Annotated in this window: 15 protein-coding genes and 5 tRNA genes; 18 read left to right on the forward strand and 2 right to left on the reverse strand. The window is 42.3% G+C overall.

Annotated features, from left to right (window positions below):
- The first annotated feature begins 37 nt into the window (after nucleotides 1-37).
- From CDO33_RS03085 to CDO33_RS03160, 16 genes are all read left to right on the forward strand, one after another.
- Nucleotides 38-1,141: a PucR family transcriptional regulator gene (locus CDO33_RS03085; RefSeq protein ID WP_103081883.1), complete on the forward strand. Its 1,104-nt coding sequence runs from the start codon at nucleotides 38-40 to the stop codon at nucleotides 1,139-1,141.
- 75 nt (nucleotides 1,142-1,216) lie between these two features.
- The gene (gene ftsE / locus CDO33_RS03090) at nucleotides 1,217-1,924 is read left to right on the forward strand and encodes a cell division ATP-binding protein FtsE (protein WP_103081902.1); all 708 of its coding nucleotides are present in this window, start codon (nucleotides 1,217-1,219) and stop codon (nucleotides 1,922-1,924) included.
- Entirely contained in the window at nucleotides 1,893-2,795 is a 903-nt protein-coding gene (ftsX, locus tag CDO33_RS03095; protein WP_103081882.1) for a permease-like cell division protein FtsX, read from the forward strand. Before ftsE ends, ftsX begins: the two co-directional genes overlap by 32 nt.
- Before the next feature lie 40 nt (nucleotides 2,796-2,835).
- Entirely contained in the window at nucleotides 2,836-3,966 is a 1,131-nt protein-coding gene (locus CDO33_RS21420; RefSeq protein WP_274540092.1) for a murein hydrolase activator EnvC family protein, read from the forward strand.
- A gap of 130 nt (nucleotides 3,967-4,096) precedes the next feature.
- Nucleotides 4,097-5,320: a S41 family peptidase gene (locus tag CDO33_RS03105; protein WP_242973910.1), complete on the forward strand. Its 1,224-nt coding sequence runs from the start codon at nucleotides 4,097-4,099 to the stop codon at nucleotides 5,318-5,320.
- A gap of 127 nt (nucleotides 5,321-5,447) precedes the next feature.
- On the forward strand, nucleotides 5,448-5,621 hold the full coding sequence (locus CDO33_RS03110) for an alpha/beta-type small acid-soluble spore protein (RefSeq protein ID WP_103081881.1): 174 nt from the start codon (nucleotides 5,448-5,450) through the stop codon (nucleotides 5,619-5,621).
- A 281-nt stretch (nucleotides 5,622-5,902) separates the two neighbouring features.
- Nucleotides 5,903-6,643, forward strand: coding sequence for a class I SAM-dependent DNA methyltransferase (locus CDO33_RS03115; RefSeq protein ID WP_242973909.1), 741 nt, complete (start codon nucleotides 5,903-5,905; stop codon nucleotides 6,641-6,643).
- Nucleotides 6,644-6,657: 14 nt separating this feature from the next.
- Entirely contained in the window at nucleotides 6,658-6,972 is a 315-nt protein-coding gene (locus CDO33_RS03120; protein WP_103081880.1) for an MGMT family protein, read from the forward strand.
- Nucleotides 6,973-7,095: 123 nt separating this feature from the next.
- Nucleotides 7,096-7,299: a cold-shock protein gene (locus CDO33_RS03125; protein ID WP_103081879.1), complete on the forward strand. Its 204-nt coding sequence runs from the start codon at nucleotides 7,096-7,098 to the stop codon at nucleotides 7,297-7,299.
- Nucleotides 7,300-7,571: 272 nt separating this feature from the next.
- Nucleotides 7,572-8,456 (forward strand): Hsp33 family molecular chaperone HslO, encoded by an 885-nt coding sequence (gene hslO / locus CDO33_RS03130; RefSeq protein ID WP_103081878.1) that lies wholly within the window; start codon nucleotides 7,572-7,574, stop codon nucleotides 8,454-8,456.
- A gap of 139 nt (nucleotides 8,457-8,595) precedes the next feature.
- A tRNA-Val gene (locus CDO33_RS03135) sits at nucleotides 8,596-8,671 on the forward strand.
- Nucleotides 8,672-8,773: 102 nt separating this feature from the next.
- Nucleotides 8,774-8,850: transfer RNA gene (locus CDO33_RS03140), tRNA-Asp, on the forward strand.
- An 80-nt stretch (nucleotides 8,851-8,930) separates the two neighbouring features.
- Nucleotides 8,931-9,006: transfer RNA gene (locus tag CDO33_RS03145), tRNA-Phe, on the forward strand.
- Nucleotides 9,007-9,009: 3 nt separating this feature from the next.
- Nucleotides 9,010-9,084 (forward strand) — tRNA-Gly (locus CDO33_RS03150).
- 89 nt (nucleotides 9,085-9,173) lie between these two features.
- Nucleotides 9,174-9,248 (forward strand) — tRNA-Cys (locus CDO33_RS03155).
- Between the two features lie 333 nt (nucleotides 9,249-9,581).
- Complete coding sequence (locus CDO33_RS03160; protein ID WP_103081877.1) at nucleotides 9,582-10,382, forward strand: phosphotransferase family protein; 801 nt, start codon at nucleotides 9,582-9,584, stop codon at nucleotides 10,380-10,382.
- 132 nt (nucleotides 10,383-10,514) lie between these two features.
- Here the strand turns inward: CDO33_RS03160 and CDO33_RS03165 are convergent, their stop codons facing one another.
- Nucleotides 10,515-11,264, reverse strand: a complete 750-nt coding sequence (locus tag CDO33_RS03165; protein WP_103081876.1) for an SDR family NAD(P)-dependent oxidoreductase — start codon at nucleotides 11,262-11,264, stop codon at nucleotides 10,515-10,517.
- A 441-nt stretch (nucleotides 11,265-11,705) separates the two neighbouring features.
- Between CDO33_RS03165 and CDO33_RS03170 the strand changes: the two genes are divergently transcribed.
- The gene (locus CDO33_RS03170) at nucleotides 11,706-11,933 is read left to right on the forward strand and encodes a DUF1858 domain-containing protein (protein ID WP_103081875.1); all 228 of its coding nucleotides are present in this window, start codon (nucleotides 11,706-11,708) and stop codon (nucleotides 11,931-11,933) included.
- Nucleotides 11,934-11,943: 10 nt separating this feature from the next.
- A complete protein-coding gene (locus CDO33_RS03175; RefSeq protein ID WP_103081874.1) occupies nucleotides 11,944-13,188 on the forward strand; it encodes a DUF438 domain-containing protein in 1,245 nt (414 codons plus the stop codon).
- Between the two features lie 234 nt (nucleotides 13,189-13,422).
- Here CDO33_RS03175 and CDO33_RS03180 read toward each other — a convergent pair whose 3' ends face one another.
- Nucleotides 13,423-15,423, reverse strand: coding sequence for a methyl-accepting chemotaxis protein (locus tag CDO33_RS03180; RefSeq protein ID WP_103081873.1), 2,001 nt, complete (start codon nucleotides 15,421-15,423; stop codon nucleotides 13,423-13,425).
- Between the last annotated feature and the right edge of the window lie 94 nt (nucleotides 15,424-15,517).

The raw sequence follows: 15,517 nt of genomic DNA on the forward strand, positions 1-15,517 counted from the left end.
TAATTATTTTAAGACAGCCTGTAGGGAGGGAATTCTTTTGACATCAAAGCTTTTTCAAAATCTGATTTATCAGATAAAAAGCATAATAAGTCAGGAATTTGGAATTCTTGATGAGTATGGCCAAATAATAGCCTGTTCGGATGATTCGAAGGTCGGAAAAGAAATTCCAATTCCCCAGAAACTGAATGAAACCGATGATGTTTGCATATCGGGGAATTACGCGTACAAGAGGATTTATATAAAAAAGAAGCCGGAATATATCGCGTTTATTGAGTATACCGATGAAACCAGCTTGAAATTTTTGTCCCTGATTTCAATAAATGTCATAAACATGAAGCTGTATTATGACGAAAAATTTGATAAAAGCAGCTTTTTAAAGAATGTTCTCATGGGAAATGCTCTTCCCGGGGAAATAGCAGTAAAGGCAAAAGAGCTCCATATAGCCTACAACGCCTACAGGGTCGTATTTTTGATAAAAACTGAAAAAAACAAGGAAATGTATGTGCATGAGACAATACAGGGCCTTTTTCCAAATAAATCCAAGGATTTCATCATAGTGCTGGATGATGAATTCACCGTACTGATTAAAGAGCTTAAGCCGGACAGCGATTTGAAGGAAATAGAAAAGGTTGCAAGGAGCATTGTTGATACGCTGAACACTGAAACTATGGTGAAGGCCATGGTGGGAATAGGAACAGTGGCAGATAGCCTTGCAGGCACAATGCAGTCATTTAAGGAAGCAAAAACGGCACTAACAGTGGGAGACATATTTTCCAACGACAGTTCTATCTTTCACTATAACAATCTCGGACTGGGAAGGCTTATTTACCAGCTCCCGGAGAATCTTTGCAGGCTGTTTTTAAAAGAGGTATTCAAGGAAGGGTCCTTTGAATCCCTGGATGCGGAATATCTTACTACTATACAGAAATTTTTCGATAACAATTTAAATGTCAGTGAAACGGCAAGACAAATGTTTGTTCACAGAAATACCCTGGTTTACAGGCTGGACAAGATAAAGAAGATAACCGGCCTGGATCTGACCAGATTTGATGATGCCATCATACTTAAGTTTGCAATGCTCATCAAAAAGTATCTGGACAGAGGTGCAAAAGAGAAGGGGCTAAATAAATTAGAAGATTAGGAGATACAGCAATTAATTTTGCAGATTGGAAGATGCAGCAATTTAATTATCGGATATGGGGTTAAGGAGGTCACCGTGGTTGAATTTAAGAATGTGATGAAGAGGTATCCCAATGGGACTGTGGCGTTAAATGGTGTAAACATTAAGATAAACAAAGGGGAGTTTGTGTTCATAATAGGCTCCAGCGGATCAGGTAAATCAACTTTGCTAAAGCTTATAATGAAGGAAGAGGACCCGACGGAAGGCGAAATAGTAGTAAATGGTTACAGGGTCTCTTCCATGAGGAGGAAGGAAGTTCCAAACTTAAGAAGAAGCTTGGGGGTAGTTTTCCAGGATTTCAGGCTTCTTCCCAACAAAACCGTGTACGAAAATGTGGCTTTTGCGATGCAGGTGGTAGAAGCCCTTCCAAGGGAGATCAGGCGGCAGGTGCCGATGGCTTTGGCTCTTGTAGGGCTTAGCCGCAAGGCCAATGCTTACCCCGGGCAGCTGTCCGGAGGAGAACAGCAGAGAGTGGCTCTGGCGAGGGCGATAGTAAACAGCCCTTCCCTGCTTATAGCGGACGAGCCTACGGGAAATCTTGACCCGGAAACCTCATGGGAAATCATGAGGCTGCTGGGGGAGATAAATCAGAGGGGAACCACTGTAATAGTTGCCACTCATGAAAAGTCTATCGTTGATTTGATGAAGAAAAGAGTTATAGCGATCAACAAAGGAATAATCGTTCGAGATCAACAGAAAGGACTATATAAAGATGAAGATAAGAACAGCCCGATACATATTTAAAGAAGGTTTTTTGAATGCTTACAGGAACAGACTGATGTCCCTGGCTTCCATAGCCATCGTGATGGCTTCGTTATTGATTTTCGGCACGTTTTTTCTTTTGGCGGCTAATTTGAACTCCAACCTGGAAACACTGAAGGAACAGCCTGAAATGCAGGTGTTCTGCTATCCTGAAATGGACGAAGCCCAGATAGCCAACGTGGAGGATGCCATAAAGAAAGATGCGAGAATAAAGGAATATGTGATGGTAACCAAGGCTGAGGCTTTCAACAAGGTTAAGAATGAAATCTTCGATGGAAAGGAATATTTGCTGGAAGACCTTGATGAAAGCATAATGCCGGTTTCATTCATCATAAAGCTTGTAAATCCGGAAGACAATGCTGCTGTAGTCCAAAAGTTCAAAGATATGACGGAGGTGGAAAACGTAACCTATGCGAGCCAGGCTGTGGAGGTAATTGCGAATATTACCTATTGGGTACCTTTGATAAGCGGTGTTTTACTTTTGGCTCTGCTGGTGGTATCCATGTTCATAATATCCAATACGATAAAGCTCACCGTATTTGCCAGAAGGCGTGAAATCAACATTATGAAATATATAGGCGCCACCGACTGGTTTATCAGATGGCCTTTTATTGTAGAAGGTGTTATAATTGGAGTGATAGGTTCAGCTATGGCGTTTGCCCTGATGTGGCTGGGGTACGACGCGGTTGAGCAAAAATCCAGCCTTGCCTTTGCAGGTATAGGCTTAAGCATTGTAAAACTCTTAAAATTCAACCAAGTTGCTTCCGTCATCATGATTATATTCGGAGTCACAGGAGCTGTTGTAGGAGCTTTTGGAAGCTTTATATCGATACGTAAATATTTAAAAGTTTAATATTATACAAAAGCTAAACGAATAAATGGGGGTAGTACGGGTGAAGAGGCTTGTCTTGTTTTTCATGGTTTTTGCCTTGATATTTGTTAATATGGCTCCTGCTCATGCAGATGAGCTGTCGAAGGCGAAAGAGGAAAAGAAAAATATTGAGCAAGAAATGAAGAATGTCGCTAAGGATAAAAAAGAATACGAGAGCAAAATAAAAGAAACTGAAAACCAAAAAAAAGCATTGGAGGAAGAACGGAAAAAGGCAGACAGCGAATTGAAAAACCTGCAAAGTGAGGTTGCAACCCTTAACGACATAATACTGGCTTTGGATGCGGAGCTGGAAGCTGCCGAGGATAAATATCAAAACCAGGTGGCGATGCTTAAAACCAGGATTAAGGTAATGTATGAAAACTCAAGTGTTACATATTTGCAGACTTTGATCGAGTCAAAAAGCATAATCGATTTTTTTGAGAGGCTTCAGCTGATCTCCCTCATATCGGAAAACGACAAGAATCTGGTGGAGGAATTAGATGCGGCCAAAAAAGACCTTGATTATAAAAGGCAGATGAAAGAATCCCAAAAGAAAAAGCTGGAAGAGGATGTGAAGGACAAGGAAGAGAAAATTCAGTCATTGGTAGCATCCAGAAATCAGGCCGACAGAAAGATAAAAGAGTATGAGATGACCCTGGAAGATCTGGAGAAGAGGGAAGATGAGCTGATCAAAAAGAGCCAGGAAATCACGAAGCGCATAGAAAAGCTGATGAGCGAAGCTCAGTACTCCGGGGGCATCATGAAATGGCCCTGCCCCAGCTCGACTACGATATCTTCATATTATGGCAACCGTTATCATCCCATATTAAAAAAGAACAAGCTTCATACGGGTATAGATATCGCAGCCGCAAGAGGTGCCTCCATAGTTGCAGCTGCTGCCGGAACAGTTATCGTGGCGGAATGGCAGACTGGGTATGGCAATACCGTAATTATTGACCATGGAGGCAAGATAGCGACTTTGTATGGGCATGCGGACAAGATCCTGGTAAAAGTCGGAGACAAAGTCAAGGCAGGGGATACAATAGCCAAGGTAGGTTCCACAGGCTGGTCCACCGGACCCCACCTGCATTTTGAAGTCATCAAGAACGGTCAGACGCAGAATCCTTTAGATTACTTGGGCAAAAAGAAATAGACGAGAACAAGTATGAAAAATCAAACCCGGATAAAATCCGGGTTTAATAATACACACGGCAGCATATGATATATTATCTGTAGGAAAATAATAAAAGGTTATAATTATTAACCAATGGGAGTGTTTATCATTGAAGAGAAACAGAGGACTTTTGCTGGCTGCCATAATTTTGGTGGTTGTTACATCCATGGCAACCTTTGCTGTTTCAGCGCTTATCTTTCTGGGTTGGGGCAACATAAACCAGGGTGTGATATATTTTAACCCGGATACCGTTGATCAAAGCATAGTTGCCAAATTTAATAAAGTTCGCAGCATTTTGAAAAATGAATATTATGAAAATGTAGACGAAAACAAGCTTCTGGAAGGTGCCATCGCCGGTATGGCCGATTCTCTGGGAGATCCGTATACCGCATATTATACAAAGGAAGAATGGAAAATGTATTCCGAAAGCATAACCGGAAGCTATGTGGGTATCGGAGTGAGCATATCCTTAGGTGAAGATAACCTTGTCACCATTGTGGAGCCTTTTGAAGGTTCTCCGGCCGAAGAGGTAGGAATGAAGAAAGGAGACAAGATTATCAGGGTTGACGGCAAGGATGTAAGAGGCGTAAAGGACGGAGACGCGGTAGTCAACATGATAAGAGGACCGGAGAATACAAAGGTCAAAATTACCGTATACAGGCCTTCCAATGGCGAAATGCTGGAATTCGACCTGGCCCGCAAAAAAATAAAGATTGCCAACATAAAGAGCAGAATGCTGGAGGACAATATCGGATATATAAGGATTGTGAAATTCGATAGTGAAATTAACAGGTATTTCAACGAGCATCTGAACAAGCTCATAAGCAATGGAATGAAAGCCCTGGTGATTGATGTGAGGGATAATCCGGGAGGTTATTACGACCAGGTGGTAGCCATCTGCGATCGGCTGCTTCCGGAGGGTACCATTGTCTATACGGAGGACAAATATAAGAGGCAGGATGTTAAAAAATCGGATGCAAAAGAACTGGGCATGCCAATAGCTGTATTGATAAACAGCAACAGCGCCAGCGCTTCGGAAATTTTGGCCGGGGCCATAAAGGACCACAAGAAGGGCACGCTGGTGGGTACAAAGACCTTCGGCAAGGGTTTGGTGCAGGCATCCTCCACCCTGGATGACGGTTCGGGATTAAAGGTTACCATAGCCAGGTATTTTACACCGTCGGGCGTATGCATCCATGGTGCGGGAATTATGCCGGATATAGAAATCGATGTTCCGGAGGAATACAAGGACAGCCCGATATCTGACATACCTCCGGAGAAGGACATACAGCTAAAGGCAGCTGTGGAGAATCTGAAAGGAAAGATAAAATAATAAATTAGTGAATAAAAATTCCCCATCTCCATAAACTACCTTCTGAGGAACAGCTAGGAATGCCGGCCGGTGATCGGAGCTTAAAGCACCCTTTACCGGCATAAATACCTATCGGGAGGTGCAAATTGTGAAAATTGATGAAGAAAAGCTGAAATACGAAATTGCTGAAGAGCTCGGTCTGATTGAAAAAGTGAAGAAATATGGATGGAAGGGGTTAACTGCCAAGGAGACAGGCAAAATAGGCGGCATAATAACAAAAAAGAAAAGGCTGATGCAGGCGAAAGGCAATCAGCAGATGTAATAAAGTAGGACATATTAAAGCTGACAGCTATGATATGTCCTATTTTAATGGGCTCATTTCAATGGTATAATATCTGTATGTTTTCCCGATGCCGGTGCGGCAGTGGAAATTAAAATAATATAAAGAATTTGGTAATGCCGGCAGGATGCCGGTAACTACTGCTTTATTAATGCAGGGCACGCCGTTTAAAATTTCCTGGAGTGGAAAATCAATGCGTTCCTGTAAATTGCTGCTTGTGGGAAACTAAGGTATTTTCTTTTTGCTAAAAAGGAGCCGGACATATGGCATATACAAACTTTGCATATATCTATGACAGACTTATGTATGATATTGATTATTCAAAATGGGCAAATTATATTGAAGAGATTTTTAAAAGAAATAAAGCTGAAGTTTCGCTGCTTCTGGATTTGGGGTGCGGGACCGGAAGCTTTTGCCTTGAAATGGCCAAAAGAGGCTATGATATGATAGGTATTGATATATCTTCCGACATGCTGTGCTGCGCCAGAAAAAAGTTTGAAGACCAGGGAAAGGATATCCTTCTTCTTAACCAGGATATGACCCGTTTTGAGCTTTACGGTACGGTGGATGCCGTCGTATGTCTTATGGACAGCGTAAATTACATCACAAACAAGAGAGATTTAAAAAGAATGTTCAAGCTTGTGCAAAATTACCTAAATCCCCACGGCTTGTTCATATTTGATATTAATTCGGCTTATAAGCTTGAGAAGGTGCTGGCTGACAACGTTTTTTACGATGTGGGGGAGGATATTGCCTATATATGGCAGAACAACTATGACCGAAGGAACAGGATATGTGAGTTTGACCTGACCTTTTTTGTAAAGGAAGGAGAACATTATGAAAGATACGACGAGATTCACAGAGAAAGGGCTTATTTATCAGAGGAGATAATGGAATTAATTGACGCTTCGGGTTTGAAGCTTTTGGATATGTATGACCAACTGAGCTTTTCACCTCCTAAGGATGAGAGTGAAAGGATATTTTTTGTTTGCCGCAAAGAGTAGGGGGATGCAATCGTATGAAATTTTTTGAAGAGGTATATGAGGTTGTAAAGAGAATTCCGAAAGGGAAAGTGGCTACTTATGGCCAAATAGCGGCCATGACGGGGTATCCACGCAGGGCGAGAATGGTAGGATGGGCGCTGCATGCCAATCCATATCAAGGAATAGTGCCCTGTCATAGAGTGGTAAACAGGAAGGGTGAATTGAGCGGAGGCTTTGCTTTTGGAGGGCCTGAGGTCCAAAAAATGCTGCTTGAGAAGGAAGGAATAATATTTAATGAAGATGGTATAATAAATTTAGAAAAGTACTTATGGAAACCAGATAAAGCTTAGAAAAGGCTTTATGTAAAATTATTAATTGACAATGGGTCAAATATTGTGTTACACTTTTTATGTTTGATTCGGGCAAAGTGCTTTGAGGAGAACTAATGCAATTATTTCAGGAGGAGTGCCGTGATGGAAAGAGGAAGAGTAAAATGGTTCAATGCTGAAAAGGGATACGGGTTTATTGAAAGGGAAGATGGAAACGACGTATTCGTTCATTTTTCAGCAATAGCAATGGAAGGTTTTAAAACTTTAGAAGAAGGTGCCGAAGTAGAATTTGATGTTGTTGAAGGAGCTAAGGGACCTCAGGCTGCAAACGTTCAGAAAATACAGTAATTAAAGTTTGAATGAGCTTTAAATATAAAGTGGCCAAGTAAATTATCCCCGGTATATATTTATATATCGGGGTTTTTCAATTATATAAGATCAAGTTTCCGGTGAAAAAAATTCGCCGTAAAATGGAGCTTATGCTTCAAAATCGGATAATTTTCAAGCAAGAATGAAATATGCAGACTTTGCAAAATATACGAGAAAGTATTCAAAATAAACGATGGATGATATAAAATAGACGATAAAAGTAAATTGAGCTTTATAAGGAGTAGATTGCTATGTCGGATTACATTGTAAGAGCTACAGCTGCAGATGGAGCGATAAGGGCTTTTGCGGCAGTAACAACACGAATGGTGGGAGAAGCGGCTTCCATACATAACCTTTCCCCGGTAGCCTCGGCTGCTTTGGGTAGAACCATGACGGCGGCAGCGATTATGTCAAGAATGCGGCTTACCAGTGAGGAGGATGCCCTTACCATTCAGATAAAGGGAAATGGTCCTTTGGGGGGGATTGTTGTAGCTTCCGATTATGAATCAAATGTACGGGGATATGTGTACAATCCCGATGTGGATATTCCTCTGAATTCTATGGGTAAGCTGGATGTTGGCGGTGCCGTAGGCAAGGTAGGGTATATGAACGTTATTATGGATTTGGGATTGAAAGAGCCTTATATAGGGTATGTTGACCTGGTGACCGGAGAGATAGGGGACGATGTGGCGTACTATTTCGCAAAATCGGAACAGACCCCATCAATAGTGGCATTAGGTGTGCTTGTCGATGTGGATGGCTCCATATTGAATGCCGGAGGTTATATAGTCCAGCTGATGCCGGGAGCAGGGGATGATATCATAGACTACCTGGAAGAGAAAATCAGAACGCTGGCACCGGTCACTAAACTGCTTTCTGAAGGTAAAACTCCTGAAGATATTCTGGAAATGCTGTTTGGAGAAAAATCCCTGAAAATCGCGGAAAAATCCCCATGCAGATTTGTATGCAACTGTTCGAGGGAACGCATGGAAAGAAACCTTATCAGCCTTGGAAGAGATGAGCTGGCGGATATGATAGAGGAACAGCATGGCGCTGAGCTTCAATGCCATTTCTGCAATAAAAAATATTATTTTTCCGAGGAGGAATTGAAAAGTCTGATACATCAGGAAAATTAGCATAACCTTGTCATGACAAGCATTGGGGAGCAATAGCGAGGTTGCTAAAAATATTTTTGAAAATAGCGCATTTTATGTATTGACTTTGCTCCTTTGTTTCTGTATACTATTTATTGTCTTTCGGAAAGACAGCTAATTCGGGCGCTTAGCTCAGCTGGGAGAGCACCTGCCTTACAAGCAGGGGGTCATAGGTTCGAGCCCTATAGTGCCCACCAAAACTGATAAATTCATTAAGAAAAATTGATGTTTATAGTTGACAATTCAACGTTAAACACTTATAATAGTAAAGCAGCTTGTGATTTATCAGTTGATGAAATGGCCCGGTAGTTCAGTTGGTTAGAACGCTAGCCTGTCACGCTAGAGGTCGAGGGTTCGAGCCCCTTCCGGGTCGCCACTAAAATCAAAAGCTAGGATGGAAATATCCGGGGCGGTATAAAATCCGGTTCCGGTAAAGGAATTCTAACTTTTGAAAATGCCCAGATAGCTCAGTCGGTAGAGCAAGGGACTGAAAATCCCTGTGTCGCTGGTTCGATTCCGGCTCTGGGCACCATATGCGGGTTTAACTCAGCGGTAGAGTGTCACCTTGCCAAGGTGAAAGTCGCGAGTTCAAATCTCGTAACCCGCTCCAATTTTAGAAGCTAGAGGTGAAAATGAGAGGTTGGAGTTAAGATAATGCTTAAATCCAACTTTTCACATCTCACCTTCGGCTTCCGGAATGGCGCCATAGCCAAGTGGTAAGGCAGAGGTCTGCAAAACCTTTATTCTCCAGTTCAAATCTGGATGGCGCCTCCAGTAACCGTAGAATCGATGATTCTACGGTTTTTTATTTTTAGTTAAATTCTTTATTGAATCCTAGATTGTTCAAAACAGTTTAGCTTTAAAAAGAGAGGCATTGAAAGCTGCCTTTGCTGTTTTGAACTGTTCATTGACACCCCAATGTCCATATTTTAATATGTAAGTGAAGACTCTGACCGTGCTTGGCATACTCCTCTATAGCATCGCTTTGCCATCATGACCGAGAGGAGCTTTTTATCCCGGGAATTAAAATGTCGGAAAAAAGCATGCAAGGGATATGCACTCGATGCGTATAATGTAAAGAAATAATTGCAAAATGGAGAGCTGCTTATGATAAAGGGTAAAATGATAGGAAAAGGTATGACCGCAGAGGTATATGAGTGGGGACAGGATAAAGTATTAAAACTGTTTTTTGATAACGTCACCATGGAGCGGGTAGATTATGAAGCAAGCATTGGGAAAACCGTACATGAAGCGGGGGTGCCTTCTCCGGCAGTATTCGGAGTAATCGACGCCGAGGACCGTAGAGGTATCATATATGAACGTATTGAAGGCAAAACTATGTTTTTGCATATTCAGAAGGAACCCTGGATGGTATACCACTACGCTCAGCATTTGGCAAGGCTGCAATATGAAGTGCACAAATGCAAATTAAAAAATCTTCCTGCCCAAAAAGACAAGTTTACAGACAGGATAAAGAGCTCATCGCAAATATTGGGTGACCGGTTGGGAAAAATCCTAGACTATATGGAAAGCCTTCCCGACGGCAACAGTGTGTGCCATGGAGATTTTCACTTTAACAATATAATGGTTTCCGGGAACAGGTTAGTGCCTATAGACTGGACAAACGCCTACTGTGGAAATCCACTGGGTGATGTGGCCAGGACCTGCCTTATAATGCGATCACCTTTAAAGTACCCGGAATTTCCCGATATCATGATGCCTATAATCCAATATACAAAATGGCTGATCTGCTGGACTTACCTGAATGAGTACATGAGACTTTCAAAGGCAGGATACAAGGATATATATGCATGGATTCTCCCTGTGGCTGCCGCCAGGCTGAGGGACAAGGTACCCGGCGAGGAAAAGTGGTTGATGAGCGTAATCGACAAGCACTTGAGGGAGTAATCTATGGGTTAAAGCAAACCATTCCTGCTGCGATGAATCTTCTCAAAAGAGGAGGGTTCAACGTATTTCTGGAGAAGCAGATGACCCTCCTTTATATCCATATATTTTGAAGCACTGCTCTTAATGGGCAGACTATCCTCCATCCACCACCAAAGATGTGCCGGTAATAAGCCTGGAGGCATCGCTTAGAAGGAAAGCGACCGCACAAGCGATATATTCAGCATTTCCGATATCCATAATGTGGCTTTTTTTAAGTTCTGCTTCAAAATTCTTATTATTGACCGGCTCTTTTAAATCTTCAAAAATCCGGGTTTCCATAGTACCCGGAGCAACAGAATTTATCCTTATCTTCTTTGGTGCAAGCTCCAAGGCCATAACCCGTATTGCGCTTTCAAGAGCCCCTTTGCTGGCGCAGTATGCCGTAAGGCCTCGGGCAACCACTTTTTTAGATATGGAGGAAATAGCGACGATACTTCCGCCGTTATCATTATACTCCTTTTTTGAGAACTGCTTAACCATCTCCACAAAAGAAAAAAAGTTGACCGACATTACGTTTTTTATATCGCTCATTTTCAGGTATTTCAAGGGTATTGAGATTGATGTCCCGGCTGAATGAACCAATCCATTAAGTTTTAACCCGTTCCGGCAGACTTTCTCCATTAAATGCTCGATTTCGTCCAGGTTATTAAGGTCCATCGGATAATAGGAGTGATTGCCGGGTTTAAGCTCATCGCAGGTTTTCTTCAGGCGTTCTTCATTTTGTGCTATCAATATAATATTAGCCCCAAGCTTGCTTAAGTATAGGGCGATTTCTTTTCCGATGCCGGAGGAGGCTCCGGTGACCATTATATTTTTTCCGTTCAGATTTATCGGGTTAATCATTTATGCTCAGCTCCTACTAAAAAAGTCGTTGGTACATATCGTTGGAAGACATGCCGACTGCCCGGACTGAAACCTTCAGTTGTATAAAATGATCAGCGTAGTAATACACTTTACATAATAAAATATGCAGTTTGTGGAAAATGTGTGAAACCTCCGTCGGAGAGCATGGGGAGTTAAATGGCCAACGTTTTGGAATAGCAATCCCCAGTCGGTATGCTTCTTGAAAAGCTTATGATATCGAGAAGTTCATGGCGGAGGTTTATACCGGAGGCAAAAAGGGTAAATTATTAGAGACATTTATTGTTGCGAAATCCATATGTGACAGATGATTATATATTGAAATAGTCATAATTACTGGCGTTTTGAAAAGGATAATAATATCAAAGGCCGGCAGAGGTTATAGGAAGGACGTGCTATAAAAGCCATGAAAGGGGGAGGGATATGGAAAAAACAATAGACCTGTCAAAGACAGTATATGAACTTTGCAAGGATAACCCTGAAATTATAGAAATAATGAAGGAGTTAGGCTTTGAAAGCATTGGAAATCCGGCAATGCTAAATACTGCAGGACGCTTCATGACTATCCCCAAAGGAGCGGAAATGAAAAACATAAGTCTTGATAAAATCAAAGAAGTACTAATAAGCAAAGGATACGAAGTGATCGGATAGGAGTGGTTATATGAGTGAAATGATAAACAACCGTGAATACAGGCAGAAGGTGCTGAAAGAACTTATAATGGAGCTGCACCATGGAAAGACCGTCGATGAGGTGAAACCCAGGTTTGAAAAGCTTATACAGGGAATTTCAACCAAGGAAATATCTGAAATGGAGCAGTCCTTAATCATGGAAGGAATGCCGGTGGAAGAAATTCAAAGGCTTTGCGATGTGCATGCATCTGTGTTCAAAGGGTCCATAGAGGAAATCCACCGGCCTCAGAAGCCGGAGGATACACCGGGGCATCCTGTGTACATTTTTAAGCTTGAAAACCGGAAGCTGGAAAAGCTGATAAATGAGAGGATAAAACCGCATATTGATAATTTTAAGGCATCCGGCAGTCGGGAAAATGTCAATCAGCTGCTGGAGGATTTCAACGCTTTGTGGGAGGTGGATAAACACTATTCCAGAAAAGAAAACCTCCTGTTCCCTTTCATGGAGAAGTACGGCATCGTAGCTCCGCCTAAAGTCATGTGGGGTGTGGATGATGAAGTGAGGGATGAAATCAAGGAAGTCCTGGGGCTGCTTTCCGATTATCAGGGAGACAGGGATAAGCTGCTGGAAAAAGCAAACGGAGCGATAAACAAGGTTACAGAGATGATATTTAAGGAGGAAAATATCCTTTTCCCCATGGTTCTGGAGACTCTGGCCGAGGATGAATGGTTAAAGATCGCCGAAGAAAGCGGAGAAATCGGCTATTGCTTGATCGAAGCTCCAAAAGCAGCATGGAAGCCATCAAGGGTGAATGTGGAGGATAAGACAAAAGAACAAGTGAAAGAGGAGGGAGTAAAAAATTCTGGGGATGGCTACATACGGTTCGACACAGGTGTCCTTTCGCCCAAAGAAATAAACGCCATGCTCAATACCTTGCCTCTGGATATTACTTTTGTAGACAAGGATGGAATAGTTAAGTACTTTTCTCAGGGAAAAGAGAGGATATTTGCCAGAACCAAGGCTGTTATCGGAAGGCAGGTGCAAAATTGCCACCCGCCGGCCAGCGTGCATATTGTTGAGAAGATAGTGGAGGATCTTAAGGCCGGGAGAAAGGATCATGAAGACTTCTGGATCAAAATGGGCGATAAGTATGTGTTCATCAGGTACTTTGCAGTAAGAGACGAAAAGGGTGAATACCTGGGCGTTTTGGAAGTTACTCAGGATATAAAGCCTATTCAGGAGATTACAGGAGAAAAGAGGCTGGTATCGGAATAACCCGGTGCAGGCATAGGTTAAGACCATTTGAGGTGAAATGACAGAAATTTTACTCCGGAAAAATTCGGAAAAGATTTGATGAAAATCCGAAGATAGATTCTTGAATTACGAATTAAAATCCGAACATGAAAAGAAGACTGAAATACAGTCTTCCATAAGAGTAAATCCATAAAAGAAAAGAAACAGCTAAAGGTATTAGCAGTGGCTAATACCTTTAGCTGTTTATCCCAATGTTTATACCTTGAATTTGGATACCAGTTCGGTCAGTTTTTGCGAACTGTTTTTGGAGATCATGCAGTGCTTTATGACCTCGCTTGCTTTTTTAACCACCACCGATGTCTTTTGAGCTATGTTCGATGTTCCGTTTGCACCGTCATTGGTTGCCACGGTTATCTCGTTGATTGCCTTAATCATGTTCTGGACGGAAGCCGACAGCTGTTCCGAGGTGGCGCTGAAATCTGTTGCAATACCGTTTATAAGCTCGGCATCCCTGTTATACTGGTCGCTTATATCCACCATCGAGGCATAATCTCCGATCACCGTCTTGTCAATGAAGCTAAGGATTTCCTGCGAGCTTTGGGAGAGGTTTTCCACCGATAACACTACATTTTCGGTGACTTTTTGTATTTCATTAACAGCATTTTTTGAATTTTCAGCCAATGCCCTGATCTCGTCCGCTACCACGGCGAAACCTTTGCCTGCTTCACCGGCTCTTGCTGCTTCTATGGCTGCATTCAGGGCTAAAAGATTGGTACGGGAAGCTATATCCAGAATCGCATCCGACAGGACTTTGATCTGTTCCACAGCCTTTGACTGTTCAATGGCATTTATCAGCTTCCCATGGGTATTTGTATAGATTTCGGTTGCGCTTCTCTGCGATGCTACAGCCTTTGCCTTGAGATCATTAGCCCTTTTGCTTATTTCATCGGCAGCTATTGCGCTGTCCTGAGCCTTTGATGCTATGGAATCGATGGCATTTTCGATTTCTGAAGCTGTGGCGTTCATTTCCTGCGTAGAGGCGGCGGTTTCTTCCATGCCGGCGGACAGCTCTTCCGTTGTGGCGGATACCTCCTCTATTTGTGAATTGAGATCCTCCATGCTCCTGGTTGTAGCTGCAACAGCACCGGAAACATTGCCTGCTTCCTTGATGACGCCAGATACAACTTCCTTTATGGAGCTCTGCATTTTTTCAATGGATTTTGTCAACAGACCTATCTCATCTTTTCTCTTCATATCATTATAAGGTATTGCCTGGGTAAAATCTCCGGCCGCCGTTTGGCTAAGCAGCTTGGAAGCCCGTATAATCGGTTTTGTGATGCCGGATGCAACTAAATATGCTATGACTGCTCCTAATAGCAGAAATGAGGCTGATGTGATGAGAACATAAATCTGAAGCTTTTTTAAGCCTTCCAGGACTTCATCTTCATAAGCCTCTACGGTAAGATACCAGTCCATATCCTTAACAGGAGAAAATCCCATAATTATCGAAGTGCCTTGGGTTTCATATTTTCCGGACCCCTCTTTTTCTTCGATTACCCGCTGATGAAGCCGGGCGAGAGATGTAAGCGACAGATCATCTTTAGAGCTCTCGATTGCATTAAACATATTCAGCACCAGCTCTTTATTTTGGTGAGCTATGGTGACGCCTGACTTGTTTATAAGACTTGCCTTTCCGGATTGACCGAAAGTGATGTCATTGGTTATATTGCATAAAGAGGTACCGTCCCTGACAGCAACCAACACACCTACGATCTCGTCCTTGTCATTCTTTATCGGAACACCAAAAGACAATATTATAGAACCGTTTTGCTTGCTTATTATCGGATCGGAAACGGCCCTTTCCCCATTAATCGGTTTGGTGAAATGGATTCTGTCGCTGATATCTGTGGTTGTGTCGTTGGTCGCTTTCATCATGCCGTTAGTATCAGCTATACCCATTCTCAGATATCCTTCCAGTTCTACCTCTCTGCTTAGAAATTCCAATTTTTCCTCTATAGGAATGGTCATATCAGATATTTCGCGCATTGAGGCTATTACTTCAAGACTGTTGAGAGTGTCGTCAATATAACTTTTTACAACTTTTGCTCCTTGGGAGGCGATTTTTATAAGGGAGCTTTCCGCCTCTTGCCTGACTGCTTCTGCCGAAGTTGCGTACATAATTCCGCTTAGTCCCAGACATGTTACTACTATCAGTGGCAGATAGATTAGAACAATTTTTGTTTTCAGACTTTTCATAGAAATCCCTCACTTTTCTAATGCTGAGATTCGGATCATATAAACTGAAATCTTATCTTGAAAATTAAAGAAATCATATTTACATAATCCGGAA

The organism is Clostridium thermosuccinogenes (genome assembly GCF_002896855.1).
GTDB lineage: Bacteria > Bacillota > Clostridia > Acetivibrionales > DSM-5807 > Pseudoclostridium > Pseudoclostridium thermosuccinogenes.